Here is a 15897-nt window from a genome sequence, read left to right on the forward strand (position 1 = left end):
CTACTCTCTGACGATCCTCGTGCGCCCCGTCTACGTCACCGGACACAAGAACCCCGACACCGACTCGATCGCCTCCGCGATCGGGTACGCGGAGTACCGCAGCCGCCTCGACCGCGACACCGACTACGTGCCGGTGCGCCTCGGCGAGCCGAACGCCCAGACGACCTGGGTCCTCGAGCGCGCCGGCGTGCCGGCCCCGCGGTTCCTCTCCCACGTGTCGCTGCGCGTCCGCGACGTGATGCAGACGAAGTTCGACCAGGCCGACGTCGAGGAGCCCGTCCGCCAGGTCGGCCTCACGATGGCCCAGGAGAACCTCGACCTGCTGCCGGTCGTCGACCACGACGGCAAGCTCGCCGGGATCATGACCGAGCGCGAGCTCGCGCGCCGCTACATCCGCGAGTCGCGCGAGGCGTCCAGCCTGGTCGACGCCCCGACGGCGGTCGAGATGATCGCCGAGGCGCTCGACGGCGAGATCCTCACGAACACCGACCACCGCGTCGCCGGCCGCGTCTGGGTCTACGCGATGGACGCCGAGTGGGAGGCGTCGGGCATCCGCGAGGGCGACGCCGTCGTCGTCGGCAACCGCGAGGACGCCCAGCGCCGCGCGATCGAGGTCGGCGTCGACCTGCTCGTGATCTCCAACGGCGCGCGCCCCTCGGACGACATCATCGCGCTCGCCGAGGAGCGCGGCACCGCGCTGGTCACCTCCAAGCTCGACAGCTACGTCTCGGGCCGCATGATCACGCTGGCCTCGCCGTGCTCGACGCTGATGGACGGCAAGCCGCTGACCGTCCACCCCGACGACCTGCTCACCGACGTGCAGGAGTCGATCAAGGACGTCCACTACGGCGCCGCGATCGCGGTCGACCACGACAAGCCGGTCGGCGTCGTCTCGCGCTCGGACCTCGTGCGGCCCCAGCCGCGCAAGGTGATCCTCGTCGACCACGCCGAGCAGGCGCAGTCGGTCCCGGGCATCGACGAGGCGGAGATCGTCGAGATCCTCGACCACCACCACATCGGCTCGATCGAGACGCGCATCCCCGTCCGCGCGACATTCGACCCGGTCGGCTCCACCGCGACGCTCGTCGTCGAGCGGTTCCTCCAGGACGACCTTGAGCCCAGCAAGGGCTCGGCGACGGTCCTGCTCGGCGCGGTGCTGTCCGACACGGTGATCCTCAACTCCCCGACGACGACCGACCGCGACCGTGCGGTCGTCAAGTACCTCGAGGAGCGCCTGGGCCTCGACGCCGCCGAGTTCGGGCGCGAGATGTTCGAGGCCGGCTCCGACGTCTCCGAGGCGTCCGCCGAGGACATCGTCATGCGCGACGCCAAGGAGTACGAGGTCGGCAACGGGACGATCGCGATCGCGCAGATCGAGACCGTCGGCGCCGCCCTCGACGACCGGCGCGACGAGCTGCTCGACGCGCTCACGAAGGCTCGCGACCGCAACAACCACATGGTGATGGCGCTGATGGTCACCGACATCCTCGAGAAGGGCACGACGCTGCTCGTCGCGGGGGATCGCGTAGGCGTCGCGCGCGCGTTCGGCTCGGACGCCGAGGACGGCATCGTCGACCTGCCCGGCGTGATGAGCCGGAAGAAGCAGGTCGCGCCGGTGCTGCTCGGCGCGTTCTAAGCGGCCGCGGCGAGCGGCGGCAGCAGGTCGTCGAGCGGGACCGGCCGCGAGAACCGGTAGCCCTGGCCGAAGTCGCACCCGAGGCGGCGCAGCAGCGCATGCTGCTCGTCGTCCTCGATGCCCTCGGCCACCGTGCGCAGCCCGAGCGTGCGGGACAGCCCGACGATCGCCTCGACGACGGCGGGCTCGTCGACGGTGAGGAACGCGCGGTCGACCTTCAGGACGTCGACCGGCAGCCGGCGCAGGTACGCGAGCGACGACCAGCCGGTGCCGAAGTCGTCGATCGCGACGCGGACGCCGAGTGCGCGGAGCCGCTCCAGGACGACGCGCGCCTCGTCGGCGTCGTCGACGAACGCGTGCTCGGTGACCTCCAGCATGAGCAGCTCGCCGCGGCCGTCCAGCCGCGCCACGGCCGCCGCGACGACGTCGTGGAAGCCGGGATCGTGGAGCTGGCGGGGCGAGACGTTGACGCTCACCGACAGCGGCGCGGCGCCGTGCGTCTCGCGCGCGGCGTTGAGCACGCAGAGGTCCTCGACCGCCTGCCCGAGCACCCACGCGCCGAGCTCGACGACGAGGCCCGTCTCCTCGGCCAGCGGGATGAAGTCGTTCGGCGGCACGAGGCCGCGCTCGGGGTGGCGCCAGCGGACGAGCGACTCCAGGCTGACGACCTCGCCGTCGCCGATGCGCACGATCGGCTGGTGGTGGAGCTCGAGCTGGCCCTCGGCGATCGCGGTGCGCAGCTCGCCGATGCGCCGGACGCGGTCGGCCACGTCGGCCTGCATCCACGTCTCGAACACGCGGTGGCTGCCCGCGCTCTCGGCCTTCGCGCGCGTCATCGCGACGTCGGCGTCGCGGAGGAGCACGTCGGCGTCCGCGGCGGTGGCCCGCGCGGTGCTGACGCCGGCGCTGGCGGTCACGCGCAGCTCGCGGCCCTCGAACTCCAGCGGCTGGTCGAGCGCCGCGACGAGCCGCTCGGCCACCAGCACGGCCTCGGACGGGTCGTAGAGCTCCTCGAGCAGGACCGCGAACTCGTCGCCGCCCAGCCGCGCGACCGTGTCGCCGGGACGGACCTCCGCGCTGAGCCGCTTGGCGGCGGTGCGCAGGAGCGCGTCGCCCGCCTCGTGGCCGACGGTGTCGTTGAGCGCCTTGAAGTCGTCGAGGCCGAGCAGCACGAGGCCGAGCTGCAGGTCGGGCCGCTCGCGCAGCGCGCGCGCCGACGCGTGCTTGACGCGGTCGACGAGGACGGTCCGGTTCGGCAGGCCGGTGAGCGCGTCGTGGCGCGCCTGGTGGACGAGCTCCTGGTGCGCGCGCAGCGTGCTGGCGGCCATCGCGTCGAACGCGTCGGCCAGGTCGCCGAGCTCGTCGTCGCGCTGGGAGTCGATCCGGTGGTGCAGGTCGCCGGCGCCGACGCGGCGGGCGGCCTCGCGCAGGGGCTGCAGGCCGCGGCGCAGGTCGCGCCCGAGGCGGCGGCCGAGGACCATCGCGGTGAGGCCGGTGAGGACCAGCAGGCCGAGGAGGGTGAACGTCGCGCGGTGGTGCTCGCGGTCGGTGACTGCGGCATCGTGCTCGACCTCGGCGACGGCGATGCGCTCGGCGTGCGCGAGCGCGGTGACGGCCCGGTAGACGTGCGTGTGGAAGCGGGTGAGCTGCTCGGCGTCCGGGACGCCGGCGCCGCGCAGGCCGCGCAGCTCGGCGAAGCCGAGGAGGATCTGCGTCCGCGCGCGCCCGACGATCGCGCGCTCCTTCCGCGTGTCGAGCTCGATGGCGTCGATCGCCGCGATGACGCGCTCGCGCTGGCGCGTGAGCCGCAGCCGCGCGCCGTCGCGGCCGATGAAGACCCGGACGGCGTCGGCCTCCAGCTCGCCCACCTCGGTGCGGGCGTCCCCGAGCGCGGTGCTCTCGGCGACGATCTCGTCAGCCGTGTCCGCCGAGCGGTCCGCGGCCTGCCGCCCGAGCGCGAGCTGGAGCCCCGCCAGGACGATCAGCGGCAGCACCATCATCGCCAGCGAGCTCACCAGGCGGTGCGCGAACGAACGACTGCGGATGGGTGCCATCATCGACCCAGGTCATCGGTCGATGACTGCCGATCATCATCGGCCGATCGGCGGATTCATCCGGTTGGCGCGGACGGACGCTCGAGGCGCGTCCCGTCCGTGGGGGCGTGGGGGAACGCGACCCCGCCGGGCGGCAGCACGCCCGCCGAGCGGCCCTCGCGCTCGAGCGCCTCGCGGTGCTCGGGTGCGGCGATCGCGATCAGGCGTCGCGCCCGCTCGGCCAGCGAGACCCCGCGCAGCTCCGCGAGGCCGTGCTCGGTCACCACGTTGTCGACGGTGTTCTTCAGCGTCGTCACGATCGACCCCGGCGTGAGCGCCACGCGGATGCGCGAGCGGCCCTTGCGCGTCGTCGAGTGCAGGACGACGAACGCCTGCCCGTCCTCGCTGTACATCGCGCCGCGCGCGAAGTCGGCCTGGCCGCCGCTGGAGGACCAGTAGCGGCCCGCGATCGTCTCGGACGCGCACTGGCCGTACAGGTCGACCTCGGTCGTGGCGTTGATCGAGACGAACCGCGGCTCGGCGGCGATCACGCGCGGGTCGTTGACCTCGTCGACCGGCAGCAGCTCCACCGCGGAGTTCTCGTGCATCCAGTCGTAGAGCCGCCGCGTGCCCATCGCGAACGTCGTCACGACCTTGTTCGGGCGCAGCCGCTTGTACGTGCCGGTGACGACGCCGGCCTCGACGAGGTCCATGATCCCGTCGGCGAGCAGCTCGGTGTGGATGCCGAGCGCGGTGTGGCCGGTCAGCGACGCGAGCACCGCGTTCGGGATGCCGCCGATGCCGACCTGGAGCGTCGCGCGGTCCGGGATGCGCTCCACGATCCGGGCGGCGATCGCCTCGTCCCGCTCGTCCGGCACCGCCGGCGGCACCTCGACCAGCTCCCGCTCGGCCTCGATCCACCCGACCGTCTGCGTGGTGTGGATCTGGTTGAGGCCCATCGTCCGCGGCATCTGCGGGTTGACCTCGAGGAAGAACGGGACGCGCCCGATCAGCCGCGCGACGTACTCGGCGTTCGTGCCGAGGCTGAAGTGGCCGTGCTTGTCGGGCGGCGACGCGGCGGCCAGGACGATCGTGGACTTCGTGCAGCGCTGCAGCAGCGCGGGCATCTCGCTGAAGTTCGCGGGCACGAGGTCGCACCCGCCCTCCCAGTACGCCTGCCGGGTGGCGGCGGAGAGGAAGTAGCTGACGTGGCGCAGGCGGTCGCCGTACGCGCCGTGGATGTAGGGCCGCTCGTGGAGCGCGTGCATCTGGTGCACGCGCACGCCCTCGAGGCGCTCGTGGTGCGCCTCGAGGGTGTCGAGCAGCGTGACCGGCTCGCCGTTCGCCATCGGGACGATGACGTCGGCGCCGGCGGGGATGTGGTCGAGGACCTGCTCCGGCTGCACTACTTCACTTCAGCACGGCGCAGGCGCGCCAGGCCAGCCGCCAGCGGCAGCGCGAGCCACATGAGCAGCGAGACGCCGAACTGCGCCCACTCCTCGCCGGTGACCGTGGCGCCGTCCTCGCCGTCCCCGCCGGCCGGCAGCAGCGCGCCGCTCGTGCTGTTGAGGTCGAGCCAGTCGGCGACGCTGTCGAGGCCGGGGACGGTGTTCACCAGGATCATCCACACCGTCGGCAGGACGAAGTAGAGGACGATCGCCAGCGGCGAGTTGAGGAACAGCAGCGCGAAGCCGAAGCCGACGAACGACGCCGCGAGCTGCGTGGCGAGGACGTTGTGGATGTTGCTGAACCCGTCGGTGAACGCCTCCGGCGGGCTGCTCACGGCGGTGCCGATCGCCGCACCGACGTACGTGATGGCGATCGCGACGAGGGTCAGCGCGGTCAGCGCGAGGGCCTTCGCCGCGACGATCCGCCAGCGGTTCGGGGTGAGCGTGAACGTCGTCAGCGCCGAGCGCTGCGACCACTCGCTGGTGACGAGCAGGATGCCGACGACCGGGAGCAGGAAGCCCGTCGGCACCTGCATGATCTGGATCAGGATCTCGAAGCGCTGGTCCTCGACCTCGAAGACGAGGACCGAGAGGACGAGGATCAGCAGCGTGATCGCGGCGATCGTGGTGAGGAGCCAGAACCCGGCGCGCGTGTCGTACGCCTTGCGCAGCTCGACCTTCGTGAGCCTGCCGAGCGACGGGCGGGGCTCGCCGAGGAGCGCGTCGCGCGTCGGCGCGGCGAGCGAGGTGGGGGTGGCGGTGGCGGACATCAGGCGGCGATCCCCTGCGGCTCCGGCGCCGCGGTCAGCTGGAGGAACAGGTCCTCGAGGCGCGCGCCCTCGGCGGGCCGCAGCTCGAGCAGGACGGTGCCGGCGGCGGCCGCGGCGCGGCCGATCGCCTCGGGCTCCGCGTCCACGAGGAACGCGTCGTCGTTGGTGCGGGTCGCGTCGAGGCCCGCGCGGGCCAGGACCTGGCCGAGCTCGTCGGGGTCGAGGCCGCGCACGAGCATCCCGCGCCCGGCCAGCAGCTCCTCCTTCGTGCCCTGGGCGACGATCTTCCCGCCGCCGATCACGACGAGCCGGTCGGCGACCGCCTCGATCTCATGCAGGAGGTGGGAGGAGAGCAGGACGGTGCCGCCGCGGTCGGCGAAGTCGCGCAGCAGCCCGCGCATCCAGTGGATGCCCTGCGGATCCAGGCCGTTGGCCGGCTCGTCGAGGATGAGGACCGACGGGTTGGCGAGCAGCGCCTGCGCGATCCCCAGCCGCTGGCGCATGCCGAGCGAGTAGGTGCCGACGCGCTTCTTGGCGGCCGACGGCGGTAGGCCGACGTGCTCGAGCAGCGCCGGGACCTTGCTCGCGTCGAGCCCGAGCGTCATCGCGGAGAGCGTGAGCGTCTCGCGGCCGGTGCGGCCCGCGTGCTGGGCGGACGCGTCGAGGAGGACGCCGATGTGGCGGCCTGGGTTGGGCAGCTGGGAGTAGGGGACGCCATGGACGGTCGCGCGGCCGGACGTCGGGACGGTGAGCCCGGTCAGCATGCGGAGCGTCGTGGACTTGCCGGCGCCGTTCGGGCCGAGGAAGCCGGTGACCGTGCCGGGCTCGCACGTGAAGGACACGTCGTCGACGGCCAGCTGGTCGCCATAGCGCTTTGAGAGATGCTCGACAGCGATCATGGTCTCCAGGATCCCGGTTGGAGCGCCCCACGACAATCGGCCGCGGGGCCACGGTCGACCCGACCGAAGTCGGCCTGAGGAATGGACCAAGGTCGGTGGGCGGGGCGCTATGGAGCACCTACCCTTCCCGGCCATGGGCACGCACGGCGCCGTCGAGCATCCACGGCTCCTGCCCGGCGTGCTCGTGCCGGACCCCGACGCCGGGCGCGTCCGCCGCACCGCGCGGGACTGGTACGTCGACGTCGTCGTCTTCTGCCTCGTGCTCTTCTTCGCGGCGCTGTTCGTCGGCATCGAGGAGACGGAGAACCGCCTTGGCGGCGAGCTGCTGTTCGCCGACGTCGTGGGGGGCGTGGCGCTGACCGTCGCGCTGTGGTGGCGGCGGCGCTGGCCGGTCGCGATCGCGCTCGCCGGGGTGCCGCTGACCGCGTTCTCCGCCGCGGCCGGGCCCGCCTCGCTCGTGCTGCTCTTCACGGTCGCGGTCCACCGGCGGTGGCCGGTCGCGTTCGCGGTGGCGGCGGCGCAGACGGCGACGCTGCCGGTCTACATCCAGGTCCACCCCCAGCCCGACGACGAGCCCTGGTGGCTGTTCTGGTTCTTCGTCGCGTTCGTCACCGGCATCACGCTCGCGTGGGGGATGTTCGTCCGTGCGCGCCGGCAGCTGGTCGTGTCGCTGCGCGACCGGGCCGAGCGGGCCGAGGGCGAGCAGCAGCTGCGCGTCGAGCAGGCGCGGTCGGCCGAGCGGGCGCGCATCGCGCGCGAGATGCACGACGTGCTCGCGCACCGCATCTCGCTGCTGTCGCTGCACGCGGGCGCGCTGGAGTTCCGCCCGGACGCGCCGCCGGAGGAGGTCGCGCGTGCCGCCGGGGTGATCCGCGCGAGCGCGCACCAGGCGCTGGAGGACCTGCGCGAGGTGATCGGGGTGCTGCGCGACGGCCTCGACGCGCCGGAGCGGCCCGACCAGCCCGAGCGGCCGCAGCCGACGCTCGCGGACCTGCCGTGCGTGATCGCCGAGTCCCGCGAGGCGGGGATGAAGCTCGACGCGGACATCGCGATCCCGGAGCTGTCCGCGGTCCCCGCGTCGATCGGCCGCACGGCGCTGCGCATCGTCACCGAAGGGCTGACCAACGCCCGCAAGCACGCGCCGGGCGCCGCGGTCACGGTCCGCGTCTGGGGCGCGCCGGGCGAGGGGCTGGAGGTCGCGATCCGCAACCGGTCGTCGGTGCTCGCCGGCGTCGTGTCGACCGGCCCGGCGATCCCGGGCGCCGGCACCGGGCTGATCGGGCTGACCGAGCGCGCGTCGCTCGCGGGCGGCCGCCTGCGGCACGGCGTGGAGCCGACCGGCGACTTCACCCTGCAGGCCTGGCTTCCGTGGCCGGCGTGATCCGCGTCCTGCTCGTCGACGACGACGCCCTCGTGCGCGCCGGCCTGACGATGATGCTGTCGGGCGCCGACGGCCTGGAGATCGTGGGGGAGGCCGCCGACGGGGCGGAGGTCCCGGGCGCCGTCGCGGAGCTGCGCCCCGACGTGGTGCTGATGGACATCCGGATGCCGCGCGTCGACGGCCTCGCCGCCACCGAGGCGCTGCGGGCCGGCGGCGAGGACGCGCCCGAGGTGATCGTGCTGACGACGTTCGACGCCGACGACCACGTGCTGCGCGCGCTGCGGGCGGGCGCGAGCGGGTTCCTGCTGAAGGACACCCCGCCGGCGGACATCGTCCAGGCCGTGCGGCTCGTCGCCGCCGGCGAGGCGATGCTCTCCCCGGCGGTGACGCGCCGCCTGATCGGGCACGTCGCCGACGGCGGCGTCGAGGACCGCGCGTCGACCGCTCGCGCCCGCCTGGCCTGCCTCACCGACCGCGAGCTGGAGGTCGCGGTCGCGATCGGCCAGGGCAAGTCGAACGCGGAGATCGGCGCGGAGCTCTACATGTCGGTCGCGACGGTCAAGGCCCACGTCTCCCGCCTGCTCACCAAGCTCGACCTCAACAACCGCGTCCAGATCGCCCTCCTGGCGCACGACGCGGGCCACACCTAGGCCGGTTCGAGCAGGCCCCGCTCGAGCACCAGGTCGATGCCGAGGGTCTTGTAGCCCACGGCGTCGAAGACGACGGTGACGTTGCCGTCCTCGACCTGGCCGACCGTGCCCGCGCCCCACTCGTCGTGGGTGACGCGCTGGCCGACGGCGAAGGGGGAGTCGTCGTCGGCGGCGGCCGCGACCTCCTCCGGGCGTGCCTCGCAGACGTCGCACTTGCCGCAGGGCGGGTCGTAGGCCTCGCCGAAGTAGCCGAGGACGAACGCGCGGCGGCACCCGTCGGTCTCGGCGTACGCGCGCATCATCTCGACGCGCGAGCGGTCGAACTCCTGGCGCTGCTCCTCCGCCTCGTCGGCGCGCTCGACCGCCTCGATGAGGTCCGCGTCGCGATCGATCTCGATCGCGCCGTCGTCGCGCACGTGGGCCAGACCCGCCTCCTCCAGGTGCTGGACGGCGGTCGCGAGCTTCGTGTCGGAGATCGGCAGCTCGTCGGCCAGCTCGCCGGGCTGCACCGGCTCGCGGTGGACGAGCAGCGCCTGCGCGACCTGCTCCAGCTCGTCGTGCTTGACCCGCCCGGACGCGAAGAAGCGCCGCAGCCCGAGGTCCTGCGGCCGGTAGAAGAGCACCGCGTCGGCGGGCTCGCCGTCGCGGCCCGCGCGGCCGATCTCCTGGTAGTAGGAGTCGACCGACTCGCTGATGTCGTGGTGGAAGACCCATCGCACGTCGGGCTTGTCGACGCCCATCCCGAACGCGATCGTCGCGACCATCACGTCGAGCTCGCCGCTCGGCTCCATGAACGCGTCCTGCCGCGCGGCACGCTCCTTCGCGCGCAGCCCGCCGTGGTAGTGCGCCGCCCGCACGCCGCGCTCGACCAGGTGCGCGGCCAGCTCCTCGGCGCCCTTCTTGGTCGCGCAGTAGACGATGCCGTTCGCGTCCGGCCCGGCGACCTCCACGACCCGGTCGACCACCGCCCAGTGCTTGCGCTCGGCGTCCTCGTGGCGGACGACCTCGAGCCGGATGTTGGGCCGGTCGAACCCGCGCACGATCACGTTCGGATCGCGCATCTGCAGCACCTCGACGATCTCCTCCCTCACCGGCGGCGCGGCGGTCGCCGTCAGCGCCAGCACCGGCGGGCGGCCGAGCGCCTGGATCGCCCCGGGAAGCCGCAGGTAGTCCGGGCGGAAGTCGTGGCCCCACTGCGACACGCAGTGCGCCTCGTCCACCACGAGCAGCGAGATCCCGGCGTCGCGCAGCTCGTCCAGCACCTCCTCGTTGGCGAGCTGCTCGGGGGCGAGCAGCACGAACTCGACGGCGTCGTCCTCGACGTCCTCCAGCACCTCCTCGCGCTTGCTCTCCGACAGCGTCGAGTTGAGCACCGCGGCCTCGCCCTCGACCGCCTCCATCTGGTCCTGCTGCAGCGCGATCAGCGGCGAGACGACGACCGTCGGGCCGTCGAGGAGGAAGCCGGCGATCTGGTAGATCGCGGACTTGCCGGAGCCCGTCGACATGACGCAGAGCGTGTCCTTGCCGGCCACCACGGACTGCACGCCCTCGAGCTGGCCGGGGCGCAGCGAGGCGAAGCCCAGCTTCTCCTCAGCCACCAGCTCAACGGACCGTTTCTCGACAGGGGCGCTCATATCCTCGTGAGGGTGCCGAGTGATGCCCTGAAGGAGCAGCGACGGAACCTGCCCGACGGGCCCGGGGTGTACCTCTTCCACGACGAGCGCGGCAAGGTCATCTACGTCGGCAAGGCGAAGTCGATCAAGAAGCGCGTCGCCGGGCACTTCTCCAACCGCGTCACGCGCGGCGAGGTGCAGATGGTGGAGATGGCGGCGTCCATCGACTTCCTCCTGGTCGCCTCCGAGGCCGAGGCGCTGCTGGTCGAGCAGAACTTCATCAAGCAGTACCAGCCCCGGTTCAACATCCGCCTGCGGGACGACAAGTCGTACCCGTTCATCGCGATCTCGATGGACGAGGACTACCCCCGCGTCTACTTCACGCGCGAGCGCCACCGCAAGGACCGGCTGTACTTCGGGCCCTACTCGTCCGCCAAGCGCACGCGGTCGACGCTCGACACGCTCGGCAAGATCTTCAACTACCGCTCGTGCCAGGGCGCGATCCCCGGCCGGCGCTCCGGCTCACCCTGCCTGGACTACTACATCCGCCGCTGCGGGGCGCCCTGCGTCAACTACGTCACGCAGGAGGAGTACCGCGAGTCGATCGACGGCGTGGTCGCGTTCCTCCAGGGCCGCTACAAGGAGATCGAGTCCGAGCTGGAGGGGCGGATGAGGGACGCCGCCGCCGTCCACGAGTTCGAGCAGGCGGCGGTGGAGCGCAACCGGCTCCAGGCCGTCCGGTCGCTGCTGGAGAAGCAGCGGGTCGCCAACCAGGCGGTCGGCTCGATCGACGCGGTCGGCATCGCGGGGTCCGGCAGCGACGCGAACGCGCAGGTCTTCCAGGTGCGCGACGGGGTGCTCGCCGACCGCCAGACCTTCTACCTCACGAACGAGTCGCAGATGAGCGAGGCCGAGGTGCTGGAGGAGTTCCTGCTCCAGTACTACACGGAGGCGCCGTCGGTGCCCTCGCAGATCGTCGTCGCGCACCCGGTCGACGAGATCCTGGGGGAGCTGCTGACCGAGCGGCGCGGCTCGCGCGTGGAGATCCGCGTGGCCGAGCGGGGCGACAAGCGGCGCATCCTCGACCTCGCGACCCGCAACGCGCACCTGGCGCTGGAGACCGAGAAGCTGAAGGCCGAGCGGTCGCGGCAGCAGCGGTCCGAGGCGATGGACGAGCTGCAGCGCGAGCTGGGGCTCGACCAGCTCCCGCTCCGCATCGAGTGCTTCGACATCTCGCACGTGATGGGCACGCACACGGTCGCGTCGATGGTCGTGTTCGAGGGCGGCGCGCCGAAGAAGTCCGACTACCGGCGGTTCAACATCAAGACGCTCACCGAGGGCGTCGCCGACGACTTCGCGGCGATGGAGGAGGTGCTCGGACGCCGGCTCGCGCAGTGGGAGCGCCAGCAGGACCTCTCGCCGCACGACCCCAAGCGCAACGAGTCGTTCGCGACGCTGCCGAACCTGATCGTCATCGACGGCGGCCCGGGCCAGCTGTCGGCGGGCCTGCGCGCGCTCCAGGGCTTCCGCGAGCGCGGCGTCGCGGTGGTGTCGCTGGCCAAGCGCATCGAGGAGGTCTTCCTCCCCGGCCAGCGCTCGCCGATCGTGCTGCCCCACGACACCGTCGCGCTGCAGCTGCTCCAGCGCGTCCGCGACGAGGCGCACCGGTTCGCGATCACCCACCACCGTACGCGGCGCGACAAGGCGATGACGGAGTCGATCCTCGACGGGCTGCCGGGCATCGGGCCGACGCGCAAGCGCGCGCTGCTCAAGCACTTCGGCTCGCCGGAGGCGGTGCTGGGCGCCTCGCGCGAGGCGCTGGAGGCCGTCCCGGGCGTCCCGGCGAAGACCGCGCGCGAGCTCCACGCGCACCTGCGGATGCAGCGGGGTGAGTGAGTTCGTGCATCATGTGCCGCGATGGCCGCGACCGAGCCGGACGCTCAAGTGACCGACGACGAACGCCCCGTGCTCGAGGACCTCGTGGTCATCACGGGGTTCTCTGGCGCCGGCAAGTCCACGGCGATGAACGTGTTCGAGGACGCGGGCTACTTCTGCGTCGACAACCTGCCGCCGGAGATGATCCGCGGCCTGGCCGAGCTGCTCCGCCACCCGGGGCAGAAGGTGCAGCGCGCGGCGGTGGTGTGCGACGCGCGCGGCGGGGAGCTGTTCGAGCCGCTGGTGGAGGTGCTCGACGAGCTGCCGCAGTCCGAGCTGCCGCACCGGCTGCTCTTCCTCGACGCGGACGACTCGACGCTGATCACGCGCTACAAGGAGACACGCCGGCGGCATCCGCTGGCGCCCGAGTCGACCGTCGAGGCGGGTGTGGCGGCGGAGCGGGAGATCCTCGCGCCGCTGCGCGAGAAGGCCGACCTGGTCATCGACACGACAGGGCTCTCGGCCGCGTCGTTCCGGCGGCGGATCGTCAACGAGATGCTGCCGCGCGGGACGAACCGCCGGCTCGCCGTGACGTTCGAGTCGTTCGGGTTCAAGCACGGGCCGGTCCGCGACGCGGACCTCGCGTTCGACGTGCGGTTCCTCCCGAACCCGCATTACGTCGACGAGCTGCGGCCGCTGACCGGGCGGGACGAGCGGGTCGCCGCGTACGTGGCGCGTGACGGCAAGCTCGACGAGTTCTACGAGCGGCTCCATGCGCTGCTCGACTTCCTCCTGCCGCAGTACCAGGCGGAGGGGAAGGCGCACCTGACGGTCGCGATCGGCTGCACCGGCGGCCGCCACCGCTCGGTCGCGATCGCCGAGCACCTCGCGACGCGCTTCGACGGTGCGGAGGGCCTGACGGTCGACGTCGTCCACCGCGACGCGCACCTGACGCCGGCCGAGGCCTACCGCCCGATCCCGGCCTCCGGCACGTGATCGACCACCTGGCGTTCGAGGTCGCGGACCTCGAGCGGAGCGCCGCGTTCTACGACGCGATCTTCTACGCGCTCGGCGTCCGGCGGGCGTTCGAGTCGTCCGGCGCGGTGGCGTGGGGCGACAACCGCCCGGTCTTCTGGATCGTCGCGCGCGGGCGGGAGCCGGGCGCGGGGTACGGCCACGTCGCGCTGCGCGCGGTGGGGCGCAGCGCGGTCGACGCGGCCCACGCCGCCGGGCTCGCGCACGGCGGCTCGTCGGACGGGGAGCCGGGCCCGCGCCCGAACTACGGCCCCCGCTACTACGCGGCCTACCTCCGCGACCCCGACGGCCTGCGCGTCGAGCTCGTCACCGGCGCGTCGTAGGCGAGCCCGAGCGCGGCGAGGGTCGCCGCCGTCTCGCGTGGGCGCCGCATGATCTGGTGCCACGTGAAGCGCTGGCAGCGCAGACCGGCACGCGTGAGCGCGGCGTCACGTTCTCTGTCCGCGATCGCATCCGCGACCGTCCCGTGCCACGCCATCCCGTCGGTCTCGACCACGACGCGGTGGTCGGGCCACACGAAGTCGAGCGTGTACTGCATGAAGGACACGTTCGTCAGCGGTCGCTCGATCCCGTACCGCTCGCAGAGATCGAGGAAGGCGATCTCCAGCTCGCTCTGCGTCGGCGCGCCGTCGTACGCGGCGAGCACCCGCATCAGCCGCCGCGCTCCGCTCCGCCCGCGCGCGGCCTCCTTCACGGCGCCGAGGTCGAAGATCCGCTGCCGCTCCGCCCCCTTCACCGCCGCCCGCACGACCCGCTCCGGCGCGGTGGCGGCGAGGTCGACGAGGGTCCGCGCGGGGGTCGTCACCGGGATGCCGTCCACGACCGCCCGCTCGAACGGCAGCGCGCGATGGAGCACGATCCCCGGATGGCCTCCGCGCCCGCCTGCCCGCGGCACGGTGACGTGGATGGTCGCGCCCGCCTCGTCCAGCATCCGCCAGAGGACGGCGGCGGTGCGGTGGCTCACGGCCGACCCCGGCCCTCCCACCAGCGCGGCCGCGATCCAGCGGCCTTTCGCGGTGAGGGAGGCGTGGCCCACGGCGTACACCCCGCGCCCGACCGGGTGCAGGGACCGGCCGATCCGCCGCTCGACCTGCTGCCGCGAGATGCCGGCGTCGAGCGCCTGCCACCGCGAGACGACCCCGTGCTGCCGCCCGGCGGTCACCGTCAACCATCCATCGACGTCTTCGACTCGCATACCGAGTCGAAGACGTCGTTCGGTGGAAGTTCGCCCCGGTCAGCGGCGGCGCGCGCGGAACTCGGAGAGCGCGACCGCGTCGTGGGCCGCCGGCGACCCGGGGCTCACGTCGAGGTCGTGGGACGCGTCGGAGCACCAGAAGGACGGGTGGCGGTCGAGCCAGCGCTGGGCGTCCGCGCGGCCGGCGGCGACGAGCTCGGCGATGAAGCGCTCGTCGAAGAGGAGGAACGAGAGGAGCTCGCCGCGCGACGGCCCGTTGCCGAGCAGGCGCGAGAGGAGGAGGTAGTCGGGGTCGCGGAGCTGGCGCCAGCCGCCGTAGCGGGAGCGGAGGACGTCGGCGGCGATCGCGCCGATCGCGCCCCGCTCGGCCGGCGCGACGAGTGCGTAGGACACCTTGCGGTAGGGCTCCCGCCCGCCGGAGGCGCGGTAGGAGCGCGCGGACGTCGCCGCTCCGCCCTCGACGAAAAACGAGTTGATCGCCGCGAGGCGGTGGAGGTCGTCGGCGACCTGGTCGACGAGCAGGCCGTCGAGCACGTTCGCGGTCACGTCGGCGAGGCGCGGGGCGTGGACCCGCGCACGCTCCGGCCGCCCCGCGAAGGGTTCGAACCCGATCACGACCACGCGGTCCGCGCCCAGCGCGAGCGCGGGCGCGAGCGGCGCGTTCAGCCGCGTGCCGCCGTCGATGTAGTGGTCGGCCGCGGACTCGGGGGACGTCACCTCGACGGGTGGGAACAGCAGCGGGATCGCGGCGGAGGCGCGGACGTGCTGCGCGTCGAGGGTCGCGCTGACGTAGTCGAGCTGGGAGGAGGGAGGGGATGACGGGGGCTTCGACGTCGACTCGACGAACGCGACGGGTCTGCCCCGACTGAGCGCGGTCGCGACGACGCAGATGGCATCGACCACGCCGTGCTTGACGTTGCGGTGCAGGGCGAGCCAGTCGACCCACCGCTCCAACGACCCCTGCAGCGGGGCGGGGTCGAGGATGGACGACAGCCGCATGTGGGGGACGCGCAGCAGCTCTCCGACCGTGTGCATCGTCTTGAGGGCGAGGCGCGGGGAGATGAGCGGGCGCAGGACGTCGCCCTTGCGCATCGCCAGCCACCGCTCGACGATCTCCGCCGTCGCCTCACGCGCCGGCCGGTCCGCGAGCGACCCGACGACGGCCGCGTTGATCGCGCCCACGCTCGTCCCGCACACGATCGAGACGCGCTCGCCGCGCGCCTCCAGCGCCGGGAGCAGCACCGACAGGGCGCCGGCCTCGTAGGCGCCGCGCGCGCCGCCCCCAGGCAAGACGAGGGCGACGCGGGGCACGCTTCTGGCCATCGCCGACCATCCTCGCCGCCGCCTGGCGACCCATCAACC

13 protein-coding genes are annotated in these 15897 nt (G+C 73.0%); 6 read left to right on the forward strand and 7 right to left on the reverse strand.

Annotated features, from left to right (window positions below):
- Positions 1–19 precede the first annotated feature (19 nt).
- Positions 20–1636: a putative manganese-dependent inorganic diphosphatase gene (locus AC1UE5_RS01575; protein WP_482920304.1), complete on the forward strand. Its 1617-nt coding sequence runs from the start codon at positions 20–22 to the stop codon at positions 1634–1636.
- On the opposite strand, the gene AC1UE5_RS01580 is transcribed toward AC1UE5_RS01575, so the two are convergent.
- From AC1UE5_RS01580 to AC1UE5_RS01595, 4 genes are read right to left on the reverse strand one after another with little or no spacing between them, the layout of a single operon-like run.
- The gene (locus tag AC1UE5_RS01580; RefSeq protein WP_482920305.1) at positions 1633–3693 is read right to left on the reverse strand and encodes a putative bifunctional diguanylate cyclase/phosphodiesterase; all 2061 of its coding nucleotides are present in this window, start codon (positions 3691–3693) and stop codon (positions 1633–1635) included. The genes AC1UE5_RS01575 and AC1UE5_RS01580 overlap by 4 nt on opposite strands.
- Before the next feature lie 53 nt (positions 3694–3746).
- Complete coding sequence (locus AC1UE5_RS01585; protein ID WP_482920306.1) at positions 3747–5075, reverse strand: acetyl-CoA hydrolase/transferase family protein; 1329 nt, start codon at positions 5073–5075, stop codon at positions 3747–3749.
- Positions 5075–5887, reverse strand: a complete 813-nt coding sequence (locus AC1UE5_RS01590) for an ABC transporter permease (RefSeq protein WP_482920307.1) — start codon at positions 5885–5887, stop codon at positions 5075–5077. Before AC1UE5_RS01590 ends, AC1UE5_RS01585 begins: the two co-directional genes overlap by 1 nt.
- On the reverse strand, positions 5887–6786 hold the full coding sequence (locus AC1UE5_RS01595; protein ID WP_482920308.1) for an ABC transporter ATP-binding protein: 900 nt from the start codon (positions 6784–6786) through the stop codon (positions 5887–5889). Before AC1UE5_RS01595 ends, AC1UE5_RS01590 begins: the two co-directional genes overlap by 1 nt.
- A 133-nt stretch (positions 6787–6919) precedes the next feature.
- Here AC1UE5_RS01595 and AC1UE5_RS01600 point away from each other — a divergent pair, with 133 nt between their 5' ends.
- Together AC1UE5_RS01600 and AC1UE5_RS01605 are read left to right on the forward strand one after the other, a co-directional pair.
- The gene (locus AC1UE5_RS01600; protein ID WP_482920309.1) at positions 6920–8167 is read left to right on the forward strand and encodes a sensor histidine kinase; all 1248 of its coding nucleotides are present in this window, start codon (positions 6920–6922) and stop codon (positions 8165–8167) included.
- A complete protein-coding gene (locus AC1UE5_RS01605; protein ID WP_482920310.1) occupies positions 8155–8817 on the forward strand; it encodes a response regulator in 663 nt (220 codons plus the stop codon). Before AC1UE5_RS01600 ends, AC1UE5_RS01605 begins: the two co-directional genes overlap by 13 nt.
- Here the strand turns inward: AC1UE5_RS01605 and AC1UE5_RS01610 are convergent.
- A complete protein-coding gene (locus AC1UE5_RS01610) occupies positions 8814–10415 on the reverse strand; it encodes a RecQ family ATP-dependent DNA helicase (protein WP_482920311.1) in 1602 nt (533 codons plus the stop codon). The two genes, AC1UE5_RS01605 and AC1UE5_RS01610, sit on opposite strands and share 4 nt — an antisense overlap.
- 48 nt (positions 10416–10463) lie before the next feature.
- Here AC1UE5_RS01610 and uvrC point away from each other — a divergent pair, with 48 nt between their 5' ends.
- From uvrC to AC1UE5_RS01625, 3 genes are read left to right on the forward strand one after another with little or no spacing between them, the layout of a single operon-like run.
- On the forward strand, positions 10464–12326 hold the full coding sequence (gene uvrC, locus AC1UE5_RS01615) for an excinuclease ABC subunit UvrC (protein ID WP_482920312.1): 1863 nt from the start codon (positions 10464–10466) through the stop codon (positions 12324–12326).
- A 21-nt stretch (positions 12327–12347) separates the two neighbouring features.
- Positions 12348–13301: an RNase adapter RapZ gene (gene rapZ, locus AC1UE5_RS01620; RefSeq protein WP_482920313.1), complete on the forward strand. Its 954-nt coding sequence runs from the start codon at positions 12348–12350 to the stop codon at positions 13299–13301.
- Positions 13298–13663 (forward strand): VOC family protein, encoded by a 366-nt coding sequence (locus AC1UE5_RS01625; RefSeq protein WP_482920314.1) that lies wholly within the window; start codon positions 13298–13300, stop codon positions 13661–13663. Before rapZ ends, AC1UE5_RS01625 begins: the two co-directional genes overlap by 4 nt.
- On the opposite strand, the gene AC1UE5_RS01630 is transcribed toward AC1UE5_RS01625, so the two are convergent.
- The gene (locus AC1UE5_RS01630; RefSeq protein ID WP_482920315.1) at positions 13609–14502 is read right to left on the reverse strand and encodes a DUF559 domain-containing protein; all 894 of its coding nucleotides are present in this window, start codon (positions 14500–14502) and stop codon (positions 13609–13611) included. The genes AC1UE5_RS01625 and AC1UE5_RS01630 overlap by 55 nt on opposite strands.
- A gap of 72 nt (positions 14503–14574) precedes the next feature.
- On the reverse strand, positions 14575–15858 hold the full coding sequence (locus AC1UE5_RS01635) for a patatin-like phospholipase family protein (RefSeq protein WP_482920316.1): 1284 nt from the start codon (positions 15856–15858) through the stop codon (positions 14575–14577).
- Between the last annotated feature and the right edge of the window lie 39 nt (positions 15859–15897).

The organism is Parviterribacter multiflagellatus, assembly GCF_056863265.1.

Bases quoted from the DNA above. Each gene is read 5' to 3' on its own strand.
- AC1UE5_RS01580 (WP_482920305.1), bottom strand. From the start codon at position 3,693: ATGATGGCACCCATCCGCAGTCGTTCGTTCGCGCACCGCCTGGTGAGC.
- AC1UE5_RS01590 (WP_482920307.1), bottom strand. From the start codon at position 5,887: ATGTCCGCCACCGCCACCCCCACCTCGCTCGCCGCGCCGACGCGCGAC.
- AC1UE5_RS01595 (WP_482920308.1), bottom strand. From the start codon at position 6,786: ATGATCGCTGTCGAGCATCTCTCAAAGCGCTATGGCGACCAGCTGGCC.
- AC1UE5_RS01600 (WP_482920309.1), top strand. From the start codon at position 6,920: ATGGGCACGCACGGCGCCGTCGAGCATCCACGGCTCCTGCCCGGCGTG.
- rapZ (WP_482920313.1), top strand. From the start codon at position 12,348: ATGGCCGCGACCGAGCCGGACGCTCAAGTGACCGACGACGAACGCCCC.
- AC1UE5_RS01635 (WP_482920316.1), bottom strand. From the start codon at position 15,858: ATGGCCAGAAGCGTGCCCCGCGTCGCCCTCGTCTTGCCTGGGGGCGGC.